This window comes from Natronobacterium texcoconense (assembly GCF_900104065.1).
Taxonomy (GTDB): Archaea; Halobacteriota; Halobacteria; order Halobacteriales; family Natrialbaceae; genus Natronobacterium; species Natronobacterium texcoconense.
Genome location: NZ_FNLC01000001.1, coordinates 971017 through 986906, shown reverse-complemented (window position 1 = coordinate 986906; position 15890 = coordinate 971017). Strand labels below are relative to the sequence as shown.

Below are 15890 nucleotides of genomic sequence, written 5' to 3'. Positions count from 1 at the left end.
GTATAGAAGAGAGATTACCGGTGAAGCGGCTCTTCGGCCATCTTCTGGCGGAGATCCTCCAGCCGGGAGCGCGAGATGTCGTCCTCGAACTGCTGGATCAGCGCGTACACTTCCGCACGGGGCACCTTCACGTCGCCCTCCTGGACGACGTCTTCGGGCCGTTCCCGCAGTTCGCGCATCGTTCCGACCGCGAGCAGGTACGGGATCGCCCACGCCGAAAGCCGGTTCCCGTGTCGTTCCGGGACGACCTCGAGATAGCGGTGTGCGTCGTCGACGTAGGTCTCGGCACGGCTGGTGACCCGCTGGATGACGTTCGTGACGGCGCCGTGGTTTTCCTCGTCGGTGACCGCATCGACGGGGACGTTTTCCTCCTCGAGCCACTCGGCGGGCAGGTAGACGTTGTTCTCCTCGTGGTAATCGTTCTCGACGTCCTTGGCGATGTTGACCAGTTGCAACAGGAGCGCGAACGATCGGGCGTTGTCCCGCATCTCCCGCGCTCGCTCCTCCGAAGCACCGCGTGCGACCAGCCCGGTGATGAGAGTGCCGACCGTTCCGGCAGCGTACCAGCAGTACTCCTCGAGTTCCTCGAGGGTCTGCAGTCGAAGGCCGCCTTCGTCGGCGTACCGGTCGGTGAACATGGCCATCCCGTCGACGAGTTCCCGGACGGGTTCGCGCATGATCTCGCGGGGTTCTTCGTCCAGAGATTCGAACGTTCGCAACACGCGAGGCGTCTCAGCGACGACCTTCCAGTCGTCGTTAGGGTCGTCGGGGATCCAGGGTTCGACCTCGTCCATGAACGCCGAGACCGACGCGTCGGTCTCCGGATCGAGCAGTCGATCGTACTCGACGAGTAACTCGGTCTGGGTCTCCGGCGGGATATGTCCCGCATCTTCGATCGTGTCTGCGACCCTACAGAGTAAGTAACCGAGACAGATGTGTCTCGCCATCGGTTCCTCGAGTCGATCGATAGTGATCGAAAAAGTCCGCGAAACGCCGTGTACCGCGTCGTAACACCACTCTAGATCGGCGTCAGTTTCGTATTCGGGCTGGCCGGAGGTCATCTACTCGGAGTAGTTTTGAGCGCATCCCGGAAAAACGCCGCGGTCCCGGCCGGTTTCGGACCGGCAGTGACACACCCTTCTCTCACAGACTCTCGGAACACCTTCCGACCAGACATACTGGTATCGAAAATAACCACTCTCTCGCCGTAACAGGCGCCACAGAATAGAGTCAAAAATCCATAATAAGTTCAGATATGAAACAGAAATATAGTAGCAGGAAACCAGGATTGTAACGACAGAAAAAGGTTACGTGAAGCTATACGTAGGCCAAAACTGCTATTTCGTGTTCGTCTGTACGGGCACCTAACGGATAATGGGAGCCCAGAAATCTAGATTTGCTGATTCGACTGTGCCCGAAGGCGAGACGGATCACGCTGCGTTCTGGCGGGAGTCGTTTGCCGCCTTCATCGAACTGTTTCCGGAGCCAGCGTTCGCCGTCGACGTCGACGGCACGGTCACGCTGTGGAACGAGGGCGCCGAAGCGCTTACCGGCTACGAACGCAGTTCGGCCGTCGGCACGCCAGCGTACGAAATTTTCCAGACCGAAGGCGAGTCGGAGACGCTCGTCGAGACGTCGATCCGGACCGGCGAGGTCATTCGCGAGGAGTCGATCCGGACGGCGGCCAACGCGGACGGCGAGACGATCCACGCCCGGGCGATGGCCGTCCCGATCACCGATCGAGACGGCGACGTCGCCGGTGGGGTCGAAATCCTCGTCTCGGTTACCGAACTCGTCGAACAGCGCGAGGCGATCCGGAACCTCCAACAGCAGATGTCCGAAGACGTCGAGAGCGCAGTCGAAGACCTCCGGACGACGACCGCAGACGTCGCCGACCGCTCGAGTACGATCAGCGATTACGCCCAGGACCAGACCGACAGCGTCAGCGAGATCCAGTCGGAGGTATCGTCGTTCAGCGCGACGATCGAGGAGATCGCCTCGAGTGCCGACGAGATCAGCAACCGGAGCCAGGAAGCCGAGCGACTGGCCGAACGCTCCCGCGAGTCCGGGAAGGAACTCTACGAGATCATGGACGAGGTCGCAACTGCTGGGCGGACGGTCGGCGAACGCAGCGAGGAACTGCGCGATCACGTCGACGAGATCGAGGAGGTCGTCGACGTGATAAACGACGTCGCCGACCAGACGAACCTGCTCGCGCTGAACGCCTCGATCGAGGCCGCACGTGCCGGCGGTGACGGCGAGGGGTTCGCAGTCGTGGCCAGCGAAGTCAAATCGCTCGCCGAGCGAGCCCAGAACGAAGTCGCGGAGATCGAAGCGATCGTCGACCAGCTCCTCGACAACGTCGACGATACGGCCGATGCCGTCGAAACCGCGAACGACCGGACGAAAGCCGCCGTCGACCGCGTCGAGACCGTCGTCGACGATCAGGAAGCGATCGCGGCAGCAACCGCCGACGTCTCGAGCGGCATCGACGAAATCGCGAGTGCGACCGACGATCAGGCCTCGAGCGCCGAAGAGATCGCGAGCACGGTCGACGCGATCGTCGACCAGAGCGAAGAGGTGTCGGAATCAGTCGCCGACGTCGCCGCTGCAGCCGAGGAACAGTCCTCGAAAGTCGAGACGATCGACGACCGGATCGAAGAACTCGAGCGAGATATTTCGGCCGTTCTCGAGGACTGAAACGTCTCAGACGCCTACTCCGCCGAATCACCACCCTCACAACACTCGCTAACCCACTCGTAGTGCTCGCGAACTCGCCGCCGTCCGCCCTCGGTCAGCGCGTAGACGTCGTGTATCCCTTCGGTCCGTTTCTCGACGAACCCCGCCTCGACCAGCGCCGACAGCGAGCCGTAGAACGCCTTCGGCTCGAGGCGCTCGTCGTAGTGTGACTCGAGGCGAGACTTGAGTTGCTGGCCGCGTAGGTGACCGTCTTCGCCCTCGGCAGCGAGGAGGAAGCAGACGTCGCGGCGGCGGCCGCTCTGTAACCACTTGCTCATGCGTCGGTTTCGGGCGGGCGGTCGCTCGAACGTTACGGTTCGAGCGTCCCGCGGACGCGCTGCAGACCAGCCCAGAGGACGCCGCCAGCCATCGACAGCACGAGCACGAGCGTGGCCCCGAGCTCGAGGTGGACGCTGCCGTCGGACTGTCGCTCGTGACGGAAGAGCAACCAGCTCCCCTCACCGACGAAAACCGTTCCGGAACCAAACGCGAGCGAACCGAGGACGCCGACGAGCAGTCCGCTCGCGAGCAGCGCGAACGTCCCGACTGTGCCGACGACGACGCTCGAAAGGACTGGCTGTCCGGGACGCTCCACTCGAGGTGTCTCGCTCGTCGCTGGTCCGTAGACCGCAAACCCCTGGGCGGCCTCGTCCGGGAGGCCGGCCACGCGGACGTCTCGCGGATACTGCAACAGCGCCGCGGCCATCCAGAGGTCGCCGATCGACCCTGCGGCGTTCGCAGCCAGTGCCACGACGAGTATCGGCGACGGGTAGACTGCAAGCAAAACCAGCCCTCCCGACGTGATCCCGACGAAGGGGGCAAGCAGGACGACCAGCATCTCGGTACGGGTGTAGCTCGTCACCTCGGTTTCGGCGTAGGCGTACGGAAAGAGGAAGTACGAACTGCCGACGCCGAACGTCGGCGAACCGCCGTATCGGGCCATGAAGAGCCCGTGAAGCCACTCGTGGGCGACGACGACCAGTGCGACCAGTGCCAGCGAGACGAGACCCCACGCGGCTGCGGCCGGTGGCGGCGACGGGCCCAGGACGATCGGCTCGAGCGGGACGCCCCGGAACGCCGCGAGTACGTGCCCGAAGGCGTAGGCGAACGCGAAGAAGCCGACGACGGCGACGACGATCCAGGCGAGTGCGACCTGCCGAGTCAGTCGGAACGTCGCGAGCGGCCGACGCGACGTCGTTGCCGTCGTCTCGGTCACGACACCTACTCCCGACCGAGGTGAAAAATCGGTATCGGTTCGCGACAGGTCGCCGACCGGAACCGATAGTTTCCCGGTCGTCGCGCCGGGAGTGTCTCCCATGACCGAGGGTGACGAACGCACGGCGACGACGGACGACGTCGTCGCGACCTACGACGAAACCGAGAGCGAACGGCTGCTCACGTTCGAGCGCGCGGACGGACACGGCGGAACCGCCACCATCGCCCAGAACCGCGAGGGATACGCAATGTTGAAGGTTCGGTCGACACCGGAGGGCGACGAACTCGAGCGTTACTACGGGTTCGACATGGCGCTGGATCACGCCGGGGAACTGCTGGGCGTCTCGCCGACCGCGCTTCCGGTGCCGTCGGCCGCCGACGATATGGGAATGTGAACCGTATCGTTCGCCGACGCTAACGGGAAAAAGCGGGAATCATAAATACGCGGAGTCGAAGGTTCAGACGAGAATAGCCGTGGTGACAGCAACCGAATCCGGGGCCTTTCCTCGCCCGATCGGAACCAGACGACGCTTTTCGGCACTGCTCGCAGCGACCGCGCTCGGCGTCTACCTCCTGCTTATCGTCGGCGCGACGACGTCGCTGACGGACGCGGCCGCAGCGTGTTCGACGTGGCCGGGCTGTCACGCACCGACGGATCCGCTGAGTCAGACCGAACTGGTGATCGCCTGGGGCCACCGCATCGCCGCCGTCCTCGTCGGCCTACTGGTCGCTGCGACCACAGTCGCCGCCGTCCTCGGTGAACTGCCGGGACGCGTTCGAGCGACGCTCCTCGTCGCCGCTGCCCTTTACCTCGTTCAGGTCGGCGTCGGCGCAGCCGTCGCGACGCTCGGATCCGCTGCGATCGTGCCGGGACTGCACCTCGCGCTCGGCGTCCTCGTCTTCTCGACGATCGTCCTCGCACTGGCCTGGGATCTCGAGGCCGCGACGGGCACCGACGACGACACCATCGAGGCACCCGAACCCGCACCGGAACCGGCGGAGCCGACCGCTGGAGTCGAACGGACGCTCCCCTCGAGTCGGCTCGCTCGCGTACGGCTCACCGCCTTCGCCTACTTCAAGATGATGAAGCCACGCCTGATGTGGCTGCTCTGTCTCGTCGCCGCCGCGGGGATGGCACTGGCTGCCGGCCCCGCACTCGACGCCTACACGATCGTCGCCACGCTCGGCGGCGGCGTCCTCGCGATCGGTGCCTCCGGAACGTTCAACCACGTCTTAGAGCGCGACGTCGACCGGCGGATGTCCCGGACGTCCGACCGACCGCTTGCGACGGATCTGATTCCGGTCCGGAACGCGCTCGCGTTCGGCGGCCTCCTGACGGTCGCGTCGATCGCCGTCTTCCTGACGATCAACGCGCTCGCGGCCGCGCTCGGGCTGGCCGCGATCCTGTTTTACAGCGTCGTCTACACGCTGTTGCTCAAGCCCAACACGGTCCAGAACACGGTCATCGGCGGCGCCGCAGGTGCGCTCCCGGCGCTGATCGGCTGGGCTGCCGTCACGAACGAGATCGGCCTACCGGCGCTCGCGCTCGCGGGCGTCATCTTCCTGTGGACGCCGGCACACTTCTACAACCTCGCGCTGGCTTACCGCGACGACTACGCTCGCGGCGGCTTCCCGATGATGCCGGTCGTCCGCGGCGAGACCGTCACCCGGAAACACATCGTCTACTACATCGCCGCGACGCTGGTCTCGACGGTCGTACTCGCCTGGATTACCGGCCTCGGCGCGCTGTACGCAGCCGCAGTCGTGATCTTCGGCGGCATCTTCCTCTGGACCGCCGTTTCCCTCCACTTCGAGCAGACCGAGCGCGCAGCGTTCCGGTCGTTCCACGCGTCGAACGCCTTCCTCGGGGCCGTCCTCGTGGCCGTCGTCGTCGACGCGCTGGTACTGTAGACTGTTGTTCCGAACGCCTAACCGCGACCAGCGACTACGTCCGGGCATGAACCGCCGTTCGTTCCTGACGACCGTCGCTGCCGGAACTGGAACCGCTCTAACCGTCTCTCTCGCCGGCTGTAACGCCCTGCAATCGTCCGCTCTCGAGGATCTCGACGAAGTCCAACCGGACCGCCAGCTCCCCGTCCCGACGCTCGGCGACGGCGACGTCACGGTCGACGTCTACGAGGACCTGGGCTGTCCCGCCTGTCACCAGTTCCAGGCCGAAGTCTTCCCCGTGCTCGCGGAGGAGTATATCGAGTCGGACGAGATTTCGTATCGCCACTACGACTTCCCCGTCGGCGCGGCCGACGAGTCGGTCGGGATGGCAAACGCCGCTCGAGCAGTCCAGTCCGAAACCCACGACGGCGAGGACGACCCGAACGGCCAGTTCTTCGGCTACAAGTCTGCAGTGATCGCCAGCGACGACTGGAGCGACGACGCGCTCGCGGAGTTGGCCGGCGTCGTCGACGTCGATCCCGACGTCGTCTCGAGCGCACTCGAAGACGAGACCTACTACCCGACGATCGTCGCCGACCGCGAACGTGGCGAGGAAGCCGGTGTCGAAGGGACACCGACGGTCATCGTCGACGGGACGATCGTCGATGATCCGCTCGATTCCGACGCGGTGGTCTCGAGTATCGAGTCAGCATAGGCAGGCAACGTTGTAGCCCGACGGCGCCGATTCCGAATTCTCGCCGTGCCGAGAATCGATTTCTCAGATAGATGTCTACTCATAGATTTCTTTAGATACGCCCTATACACGTCTAAGGTCCTTATTCTCTAATCGTGTGTAACGGTGCCGACTGGATAATTATATCGCCACTGTTATATGGGTGGCTCGTCTGTGTTCAGAAGCAATGGCAGAAGGCAACGTTGATTTCTTCAACGACACAGGCGGTTACGGTTTCATTTCGACGGACGACGCGGACGATGACGTTTTCTTCCACATGGAAGACGTTGGCGGTCCGGACCTCGAAGAAGGCACAGACATCGAATTCGACATCGAACAGGCCCCCAAGGGCCCCCGGGCAACCAACGTCACCCGTCTGTAGACGGCTGAACGACTGACCGGTTTTCGTTTCTTGCGAGTGTAACTACGCGACTCGAGAGCGATGGCGCAGTTCTATCGACGTTCTACTGTTCGCCAGCGCGAGCCTCGTCGATCCGCTCGAACTGCCCGTCCGTGAGATCGATCTCTACCGCACCGACGTTCTCCTCGAGTTGATCGGTCGACCGCGCACCGACGATCGGGACGCAGGTAAAGCGATCCTGTTCCATCAGCCACCGCAGCGACACCTGGGCTGGCGTCGCGTCGACCTCGTCGGCGACCCCCTCGACGGCCTCGAGGACGTCCCACGCCCGATCGGTCGCGTAGCGGTCGCCGAACGTTTCGGTGAGTGTCCCCCGGGACCCGTCGGGTGCCTCGACGGTGCCGTCCTCTGCGCGGTCGTATTTCCCGGTCAGGAAGCCGCCCGCGAGCGGCGAGTACGGACAGACCGCCAGATCCTGATCGGCGCAGACGTCGAGATAGTCGCCGACCGCGTCGTAGTGAGCGGCGTTGACCATCGGCTGAGTGACGTCGAACCGCTCGAGGCCCTCCACGTCGCTGGTCCACAGCGCCTTCGTGAGTTTCCAGGCGGCCATCGTACTCGCACCGAGGTAGTTGACCTTCCCCTCGCGGACGAGTTCCGTCAGCACGGACATCGTCTCGCGGATCGGCGTGTCGTCGTCCCAGCGATGGATGTAGTAGAGATCGAGGTAGTCCGTCCCCAGTCGCTCGAGCGTGCCCTCGATCTGTGCCCGAATGTGCTTGCGTCCGAGGCCGGAGTCGTTCGGCCCGGGTTCGCCCCAGCCGTCGAACGGGAAGTAGACCTTCGAGGCGATGACGAAGTCCTCGCGGTCGTGATCCTCGAGCCACTCGCCGATCCACTCCTCGCTGGTGCCGTCGGGGTCGCCGTAGACGTTGGCGGTGTCGATGAAGTTGACCCCCTGCTCCCAGCAGGCGTCGAGCAACTCGTGGGCCTCCTCGCGGTCGGTCTCGACCGTGTCGCCGTGTCGCTTGCCGAACCGCCAGGTGCCGAAACAGAGCCTCGAGACGGTCGTGCCAGTGTTTCCAAGTGTCGTGTACTCCATAGCCGTGGGTTCACCTGCGAGCGTCAAAACGGATGGGGAACCGGTGATCGATCGACGGTGCTGTCGTCGGCTCGGTCGAAGCCTTTGCTCGGTGCCAGCGTTCGTAATTCCGGTTTTCGTCGCCACAGGTCCGCAAACTGTACGGTCCAATCACCGACCGATCATATAAAATTACACCCACTTTAACCGTTTGTAGATCGTATAAGAGTACGGGGATTACAGTGAGAGAGCAGGGAGTTTTACGACGAGACGTCTTGCGGGCAGGAACCCTCGTGGTCGCGGGGAGTGCAATCGGACTCCCGTTGACTACAGGGCGCGCTGCTGCATTGACTGGGACACTGACCCTCACTCCCGAGACAGCAAACGTCGGTGAGCCAGTGATGGCGTCTGTAACCGCGGAAGCGTCACGCGAGTGCTTCATACATTCGGACAAGGAGTACTACTGGGGCGATTCTACCCCCATGGTTTGGGCAGGAGATACGGCAACACACACGTATACTGCTGCGGGAACATATACGGTAGGCGTAGTTGTCTACGAAAAGTGTCCTTGGGGAACACAACGGGAAACCCTTAGAGGAACAGTAACGGTCGTTGAACCCACTCAGGAGCCAGATCCGATTCCGGGCGACAAAGGCATAAGCAGGGCAGATGACCAGGCGAAGGGCGGAGAGAAAGGAAGAACCAGAGCACGCGAACAACAGGGGCAATAGTACGGCACGTCGGCTGGGCGGCATAAAGTAGACGACCGTGCTGCGCCCTTTCTCTGGATTCAGCAGGCTTTTTCGATCACATTCTGAGGGTTTCAACAGAACCCGTTACTCCACTTCGCGCCAGGTTCCCGCCGCGACGACCTGATCGTTCACGATCGTGATCGACCGCTGGTCGGCCGACGCGCCGAGTCGTTCGCCGAGTGCGTCCTCGTCCGGGCCGTCTATTATCGCCGCGAACTCCCCACTCGCAGTGTCCTCGTTCTCGGCAGTAATCGAGGAGACGATCCCTTCGGCGTCCTCGAGTTCGGCGAACGCCATGTCGACCAGCGCGTCGTCGGTGGCGGCGACGCGGTCCCCGTACTGGCCAACCACGACGTCGCCGTCGCCGGCGGTCTCGAGCAGCCACGCGAACGACTCCGACTCCTCGGTCGCCTGCTCGAGGTCGCCCTCCCACGCGTCCACGAGCGTCTCGAGGGTCGCCTCCGGTGCGTCGTCCTCCCCGTTGGCGACGACGAGTGCGTCGGTACTGACGGCGACCGCGGCGTCGTTGCCTTCGACCGGCGTGTAGACGTCGAACTCGCCGATCTCGTCGGTCCGCTCGAGTTGCCTGAAGAACTCGATCTCCGCCTCGGCAGTTAGCTGGTCGTCGATCTCCTCGGGCTGGATATCGCCGGTGACGACGAACGCGTCGGTCGTCCGGAGCAGTCCCTCGACCGTCGATTCGAAGTCGCCCTCGGCGTCGAGGAGTCTGCCGAGCCTGTACTGAGCGAGGTCGACGCCGAGAAAGAAGTACGCCTCGAGCAGCCCTTCCGAGGCAGGTGCGACCATCGGATCCTCCTCGTACTCTTCCGGCACCTCCTCGTCCGGTTCTGCCTCCTCGAGGTCGGTGATCACCTCGTCGCCGATGTTCGCCCAGTCGACGTAGACGAACTCGAGGCCGTCGTCGTCGATGGTGAGCCACTGGCTGTATTCCGGGAGGTCGTCTGTCTCCTGTGCAGCGACGGTCTGCCAGCCGCCGACCGCCGTCATCGTCGCCGTCGTTCCTGCGATCGCGAGCAGTTCCCGTCGACTCGGAGTCATTCGTCCGTAGCACGCTTCCGGCGCCGAAATAGCCCCTGCCTTCGTTCACCTCGCAGTGAACGTTCGGCAGTCAGATATCCCGGCGGACGAAGACGACGACCGCGACGGCGAACAAGAGGAGAAAGACCACCAGAAGGAGCGCGGCGTCGGCGAACGCGTACTCCTGGTGGACGAGGATGTCCGTCTCCTCGTAGTACCGGCTCGGGGTGAACGCGCCGATCCACTCGTAGTCCGGGTCGACCCGGGAGACGCCGTCGACCAGCCAGAGGACGAACACCAGGGTCAGCGCCGTCGCCCTGGCGCGTCTCACGTGATCGACGACGACGGACAGCACGAGTCCGATTCCGGCACAGACCAGCAGGTAGGGGATCGAGAGCAGGTGGACCATCGCGAGCGCGATGGGATCGAACGACTCGCCGATACCGAGCGCGCCGACGTAGACGATGATCGGAACGCCGACGTTCAACGCGACCAGGGGGACCCAGAGGGCGGCGACCTTCTGGAGGACGACCGACTCGCGAGAGACCGGGTTCGAGAGCGTGAGGTCCATCGTCCGGTCCTGGACGTCGCTCGCGATCAGTCCGGCCCCGACGTAGGCGAAGTAGATGGCGAGCAGGAGGCTCCAGAAGAACGAGTGGATCTCGGCGGCGATGAACCCCTCGATCGTGTGAAGTTCCTCGATCCCGAATATGTCGAACATGTAGTCCGGAAACGCCTCCTCGAAGACGTCCATCTCCTCCTGGATGCCGGGAAACATCGAGAAGTACAGCGCCGACAGCACGCCGAACACGACGACCAGGAGGACCGAACCTCGGACGCGCTTTCTCGACTCGAGTCGGAGGATGGCCGTCATATGTCCCTCCGTACGAAGACGAGGACGGCGACGCCCAGCAGGACGAGAAACGCCACGAGGAGGATCGCGGCGTCGAGGAGCGCGTACTCCTCGTGGACGAGGATCGCCGATGGATCGTAGTACCGACTCGGGGTGAGTTCGCCGACCCACTCGAAGTCGGGGTTCATCTGGGAGAGGCCGTCGACCAGCCAGAGCGCGAACACCAGTACCAGCGCCGTGGCCTGTGCAGTTTCGACGCGGTCGACGACGACCGAGAGGAGGATCCCGATCCCGGCACAGACCAGCAGGTAGGGAATCCCGAGCAGGTGGACCATCGCGAGTGCGATCGGATCGATCGGTTCCCCGAGGACGGTTGCACCGGCGAGTAACACGGCTACCATCCCGCCGGTCAACGCGACCAGGGGGACCCAGAGGGCGGCGACCTTCTGGAGGACGACCGACTCGCGAGAGACCGGGTTCGAGAGCAGGAGATCCATCCGTCGGGTACGGACGTCACGCGAGATCATGCCCGCACTGACGTAGGCGAAGTAGATCCCGGCCAGCAGGATCCAGATGAACGGGAAGATGTAGCCGCCGACGAACCCCTCGATCGTATGGAGTTCCTCGATTCCCAGGAGGTTGAGCAAGTACTCCGGATACACCTCCTCGAACAGCTCTGCCTCCTCCTGGATACTCGGGAAGACGACGAAGAAAAACGCCGAGAGCACGACGAGCAACCCGGTCAGGAGTGCCGTTCCCCGAACCAGTTTCCGCGACTCGACGCGCAAGATAGCCGTCATCCTGCCTCCACGGGCTCGTCCCCGTAGTAGTGTTTGAAGATGTCGTCGAGTTGGGGATCCCCGATGTCGACGTCTTCGACCTCGTACCGGACGAGATGCTCGAGCAGTTCGGCCGACTCGCCGGTGTAGGTGAACCGTACCGTCGTGTCGACTGTCTCGACGTCGATCATCTCCGGTGTAACGAACCCGTCCGCTTCTACCGACTCCACCAGTTGCACCCGGACCTGCTTCCCGCCGCGTTGCAGCAAGTCGTCGATCTCTTCTAAGGCGACCAGTTTCCCCTCCCGGATGATCCCCACGCGATCGCAGACGCGCTGGACCTCGCTGAGGACGTGTGACGAGAAGAAGATCGTCTTGCCGGCGTCGCGTTCTGCCTCGAGAAAGGCGTGCATTCGGTCCTGCTTGAGCGGATCCAGCCCGGACGTCGGTTCGTCCAGGATGACGAGGTCCGGGTCGTGCATGAACGCCTGGACGATGCCGAGCATCCGTCGATTCCCCGCCGAGTACGTCTCGATTGGTTTCTCGAGTGGCGGGGTAAACAGCTCCAGCAGTTCTTCCCGGCGTTCGTCGCCGCGCATCCGGGCGAAGTAGTCGAGGGCCCGCCGGCCGGTGAGTCGCTCCTCGAATCCCAGCGTGTCCGGCAGGTAGCCGACGTTCGCTTTCGCCTCGGTGAGCGCCCGTCGATCACGAACGTCCGCGCCGAGCAGTTCAGCAGTGCCCGAGGTCGGTTTGATGAGTCCGAGCAACAGCCGGATGGTGGTCGTCTTTCCTGCGCCGTTCGGACCGAGATAGCCGAATATCTCGCCAGATTCGACGTCGAAGGTGACCTCGTCGTTCGCGACGACGTCACCGTAACGCTTGGTGAGACCGGCTATCCTGATCGTCGACATGAATCCACTCCACCACGGCGAGGCCCAAAAATCAAGGTCGTCGTCACACCGGTCAACGCTACCCTAACGGCCCGTTCGAGCTACGGCTCCAGAACCGGAACCGTGAATTCGAACGAGAGATCCTCGTCCGAGTGCGCACTCTCGAGCACTCGCTCGAGAAACGCCGTCTTCCCCTCTGAGTAGGCGACGATATCGTCGTGGTCGGCGGCCAGTTCGCGTTTCAGCGATTCGTACTCCCGGCGGAGCGCGGGCGAGTTCGCGAGGACGTCGCGGGTGACGACGCTCACCTTCCAGCCGTCGCTCGAGGCCGCGAAGACGTGGTCGTTGAACCGTTGGCCGTTCTCGCGGCGAAAGACGGGATGCCACTCCTCGGAGTTCTCGATGCGCTCGCCGCCGAGTTCGGCCTCCAGCGCCCTCGAGATGTCCGCGACAGCGTCGTCTCGGACCACGATATCGAGGTCGACGATGTCTTTCGCCGCGAGGTCGGGAACGGCGGTCGAGCCGACGTGTTCGATCCGTTCGACGGCGGTCTCGAGGCCGGCATCGGCGAGCGCAGTCTCCACGCGATCGCGTTCGGCGGCGAACCGCTCGCGCCACGCGTCGTATCTGGACGGAACGAGTTCGATCGGATCGTCGTTCGCGATGTCCATTGTTTCGCGGACGGTCGTCGAATACTTGATAGTTTTGTCCGCGAAAAGACGGTGTACGTCGGTATCTCGAGTTCGGTTACCGGAACGACGGCAACACTTCCTCCTCGTAGAACTCGATCGCCAGTTCCTGCTCGTCGCCGATCTGGTGGAAGTAGACGTGGTCGTAACCAGCGTCGATCGCCTGCTCGAAACTGTCGATGTGGGCCTGTGGATCGGAAGCGGTCAAAGTCGAGGACTCGGCGACGTCCTCTTTTTCGACCATCTGGGCGGCCTGCTTGAAGTGAGCGGGCATTGGAAGCTCCTGGCCGAGTTCGCCGGGGACCGAGCCGTTCGGCCAGATCTCGTAGACCGTCTCGACCGCTTCCTCTTCGGTCTCGGCATAGCAGCCGTGAAGCTGAGTGTACCTGGGCCCGTCGCCGCCGGCGTCCTCGTAGGCCTCGACGGGCTCTTCCTTCGGCCCGGAACACCACAGCCCCTCCGTTCGCTCGGCGACCCACCCAGCCGTCTGCGGCCCGAAGGCGCTGCCGATCGTCGTCGGCTGTTCGTCGGGACAGGTGTACAGGCGTGCGTTCTCGACCGTGTAGTGCTCGCCGTGGTGACTGACCGTCTCACCCGTCCACAGGTCCCGCATGACTTCCATCGCTTCGTCTAGCATCTCGAGTCGAACGTCGTGTTCCGGCCAGCGTTCGCCAGTGACGTGTTCGTTCAGGTTCTCGCCGGTGCCGACGCCGAACGTGAAGCGGTCGCCGAACATCTCGTCGACGGTCGCGACGGCGTGGGCGACGTTGACCGGGTGGATCCGGATCGTCGGGCAGGTGACGCCGACGCCGACCTCGATTTCGTCCGTTGCCTGTGCGATTGCCCCCAGGGTCGACCAGACGAACGGCGACTCCCCCTGTTCCGGCACCCACGGGTGGAAGTGATCCGAAATCGAGAGAAAGTCGAACCCTGCTTCCTCGGCACGCTGTGCGATCTCGACCAGTCGGTTCGGGCCGTGTTCCTCGCTCGAGAGGGTGTAACCGAGTTTCGTCATCCGGGAGAGCTATCACGATCAGGGGGGTAACGGTTGAGCCTGCGAGGGCAAGAACTGGCCAGAAACCGAACCCCTTACCCCCGGTCGGCCGATACCGGCCAGTATGGAAGCCGTGGTCGAGGCGACGGATCTCGAACGGACCTACGGGGAGACCGTCGCACTGGCGAGGGCGTCACTGACCGTCGAGCGGGGCGAGGTGTTCGGACTGATCGGTCCGAACGGTGCCGGGAAGACGACTCTCGTCCGTGCGCTGACGGGGACGACCGAACCCGACGCGGGGTCGGCACGCGTCCTCGGGACGGAGCCGAGCGCGGTCGACCGAGATCGACTCGGTGTACTCCCACAGGACTTCTCGCCACCGGACAGACTCACCGCCCGCGAACTGATCGACTACTACGCGGGGCTGTACGACGACGCCCGCGACCCCGACGACGTCCTCGCCGCGGTCGGTCTCGCCGACGCGGACGATACGTGGTACGAGAACCTTTCGGGCGGCCAGCAGCGACGGGCCTGCGTCGGCTCGATCCTGGTCAACGATCCCGACGTCCTCTTCCTGGACGAGCCGACGACGGGCATCGATCCTGCCGGTCGACGGACTATCTGGACTCTCGTCGAGGATCTCGCCGCCGAGGGGACGACGGTCGTCCTCACCACCCACGACATGGCCGAGGCCGAACACCTCGCCGACCGCGTCGGCCTGCTCGCGGACGGACAGATCGTCGCCCAGGGCTCGCCCGAGGAACTCGTCGCCACCCACGGCGGCTCGAGCCGACTCACCATCGAGACGACCGCTGATCCCGACGCCTTCGCGGACCTCGAGTACCCCGTCGAACGTGCAGCGACGCGCCGCCGGTCGACGAACACGGACGCCGTCATCGTCCGGGACGTCACGCCCGCAGAGATCGGTACCGTCGTCGACTACCTCGAGGCCCGTGACCTCGAGTATACGGGACTGACGTGGGCGGAACCCGACCTCGAGGACGTCTACCTCGCACTGGCCGACGATGCGGAACGGGAGCGGACGACAAGCGCCGACGATCGAACACCTACCGAGACCGCGACCGCGGGTGAGACGGCGTGAGCACGCTCGGACGCGTCCGAGCGGAAGCCGACGCCGGCTGGCGGTCGTTCGTCCGCCGGCGGACGGCAGTCTTCTTTACGTTCTTCTTCCCCGTCATCCTGATCGTCATCTTCGGCGCGCTCGTTCGGACGGATCCGACGGGTGGCGGGTTGTTCGCAGAGCCGGCAGCCTACTACGTCCCGGGCTACCTGGCTACTGTCGTCCTCTTTACGCCACTGTCCCGGATGGGAAGCGAGGTCGCACGCCACCGCGAGGGGAACCGCTTCGAGAAACTCGCGACGACGCCGCTGTCCAGACGCGAGTGGCTCCTGGCCCAGACCGTCGTCAACGCGGTCATCATCAGTATCGCGAGCCTGCTGATTCTCGTGCTCGTGCTCGCACTGACCGGTGCAGAGATCGTCTTCTCAGCGATGCTGGTGCCGTACGTCCTCGTGGGCGTGATCTGTTTCTGTGGGATCGGCGCGATGCTCGGCAGTTACACCGACTCGCGTGACGGTGCTGTCGCGGCCAGCAACACGATCGCGCTCCCGCTTCTCTTCCTCTCGGACACGTTCGTCACGCTCGAGCAACTGCCCGGCTGGTTCGAACCGCTCGTCAATCTCTCGCCGCTGACGTACTTCGCCCGTGGTGTCCGGGCAGCGACCTATCCCGACGCCGGAACGCCCGCCGTGGCCGGCGTCGATCCGACGATCGCGAACCTCGGAATCTTGACCGTCCTGGCGGTCGTCGCGTTCGCGCTCGGTGCGCGGTCGATCCCTCGGACTGACTGACTCG

General features: G+C 64.0%; 17 protein-coding genes. 7 read left to right on the top strand and 10 right to left on the bottom strand.

What is annotated here, in order from left to right:
• Positions 1-14 precede the first annotated feature (14 nt).
• Positions 15-1061, bottom strand: a complete 1047-nt coding sequence (locus tag BLR35_RS05010) for a phytoene/squalene synthase family protein (protein ID WP_090378241.1) — start codon at positions 1059-1061, stop codon at positions 15-17.
• 349 nt (positions 1062-1410) lie between these two features.
• On the opposite strand from BLR35_RS05010, the gene BLR35_RS05005 reads away from it, so the two are divergent.
• On the top strand, positions 1411-2700 hold the full coding sequence (locus BLR35_RS05005; RefSeq protein ID WP_244510187.1) for a methyl-accepting chemotaxis protein: 1290 nt from the start codon (positions 1411-1413) through the stop codon (positions 2698-2700).
• 14 nt (positions 2701-2714) lie between these two features.
• Here BLR35_RS05005 and BLR35_RS05000 read toward each other — a convergent pair whose 3' ends face one another.
• Both BLR35_RS05000 and BLR35_RS04995 read right to left on the bottom strand, forming a co-directional pair.
• Positions 2715-3017, bottom strand: a complete 303-nt coding sequence (locus tag BLR35_RS05000; RefSeq protein ID WP_090378236.1) for a PadR family transcriptional regulator — start codon at positions 3015-3017, stop codon at positions 2715-2717.
• 32 nt (positions 3018-3049) lie between these two features.
• Positions 3050-3955 carry a DUF3267 domain-containing protein gene (locus BLR35_RS04995; protein ID WP_244510186.1) on the bottom strand — a complete coding sequence of 302 codons (906 nt, stop codon included), beginning with the start codon at positions 3953-3955 and terminating at the stop codon, positions 3050-3052.
• A gap of 100 nt (positions 3956-4055) precedes the next feature.
• Between BLR35_RS04995 and BLR35_RS04990 the strand changes: the two genes are divergently transcribed.
• The 4 genes from BLR35_RS04990 to BLR35_RS04975 all read left to right on the top strand — a co-directional run bounded on the left by BLR35_RS04990 (position 4056) and on the right by BLR35_RS04975 (position 6959).
• Positions 4056-4349 (top strand): DUF7111 family protein, encoded by a 294-nt coding sequence (locus BLR35_RS04990; RefSeq protein ID WP_090378230.1) that lies wholly within the window; start codon positions 4056-4058, stop codon positions 4347-4349.
• 79 nt (positions 4350-4428) lie between these two features.
• On the top strand, positions 4429-5865 hold the full coding sequence (locus tag BLR35_RS04985; protein WP_090378227.1) for a heme o synthase: 1437 nt from the start codon (positions 4429-4431) through the stop codon (positions 5863-5865).
• Positions 5866-5911: 46 nt separating this feature from the next.
• On the top strand, positions 5912-6559 hold the full coding sequence (locus BLR35_RS04980; protein ID WP_090378225.1) for a thioredoxin domain-containing protein: 648 nt from the start codon (positions 5912-5914) through the stop codon (positions 6557-6559).
• A gap of 205 nt (positions 6560-6764) precedes the next feature.
• Positions 6765-6959, top strand: coding sequence for a cold-shock protein (locus BLR35_RS04975; RefSeq protein ID WP_090378222.1), 195 nt, complete (start codon positions 6765-6767; stop codon positions 6957-6959).
• An 82-nt stretch (positions 6960-7041) separates the two neighbouring features.
• On the opposite strand, the gene BLR35_RS04970 is transcribed toward BLR35_RS04975, so the two are convergent.
• The 7 genes from BLR35_RS04970 to BLR35_RS04940 all read right to left on the bottom strand — a co-directional run bounded on the left by BLR35_RS04970 (position 7042) and on the right by BLR35_RS04940 (position 14035).
• Positions 7042-8040, bottom strand: a complete 999-nt coding sequence (locus BLR35_RS04970) for an aldo/keto reductase (protein ID WP_090378220.1) — start codon at positions 8038-8040, stop codon at positions 7042-7044.
• Positions 8041-8855: 815 nt separating this feature from the next.
• The gene (locus tag BLR35_RS04965) at positions 8856-9830 is read right to left on the bottom strand and encodes a hypothetical protein (protein ID WP_170830965.1); all 975 of its coding nucleotides are present in this window, start codon (positions 9828-9830) and stop codon (positions 8856-8858) included.
• A 70-nt stretch (positions 9831-9900) separates the two neighbouring features.
• Entirely contained in the window at positions 9901-10683 is a 783-nt protein-coding gene (locus BLR35_RS04960) for an ABC transporter permease (protein WP_090378216.1), read from the bottom strand.
• Positions 10680-11462 (bottom strand): ABC transporter permease, encoded by a 783-nt coding sequence (locus tag BLR35_RS04955; RefSeq protein ID WP_090378213.1) that lies wholly within the window; start codon positions 11460-11462, stop codon positions 10680-10682. The genes BLR35_RS04960 and BLR35_RS04955 overlap by 4 nt, the downstream gene beginning before the upstream one ends.
• Positions 11459-12352: an ABC transporter ATP-binding protein gene (locus tag BLR35_RS04950; RefSeq protein WP_090378210.1), complete on the bottom strand. Its 894-nt coding sequence runs from the start codon at positions 12350-12352 to the stop codon at positions 11459-11461. Before BLR35_RS04950 ends, BLR35_RS04955 begins: the two co-directional genes overlap by 4 nt.
• Positions 12353-12432: 80 nt before the next feature.
• Positions 12433-13002 (bottom strand): GrpB family protein, encoded by a 570-nt coding sequence (locus BLR35_RS04945; protein ID WP_090378207.1) that lies wholly within the window; start codon positions 13000-13002, stop codon positions 12433-12435.
• A gap of 76 nt (positions 13003-13078) precedes the next feature.
• Positions 13079-14035 (bottom strand): TIGR03557 family F420-dependent LLM class oxidoreductase, encoded by a 957-nt coding sequence (locus BLR35_RS04940; RefSeq protein WP_090378205.1) that lies wholly within the window; start codon positions 14033-14035, stop codon positions 13079-13081.
• A gap of 103 nt (positions 14036-14138) precedes the next feature.
• On the opposite strand from BLR35_RS04940, the gene BLR35_RS04935 reads away from it, so the two are divergent.
• Positions 14139-15116 carry an ABC transporter ATP-binding protein gene (locus BLR35_RS04935; RefSeq protein WP_090378201.1) on the top strand — a complete coding sequence of 326 codons (978 nt, stop codon included), beginning with the start codon at positions 14139-14141 and terminating at the stop codon, positions 15114-15116.
• Positions 15113-15886, top strand: coding sequence for an ABC transporter permease (locus BLR35_RS04930; RefSeq protein WP_090378198.1), 774 nt, complete (start codon positions 15113-15115; stop codon positions 15884-15886). The genes BLR35_RS04935 and BLR35_RS04930 overlap by 4 nt, the downstream gene beginning before the upstream one ends.
• The last annotated feature ends 4 nt before the right edge of the window (positions 15887-15890 follow it).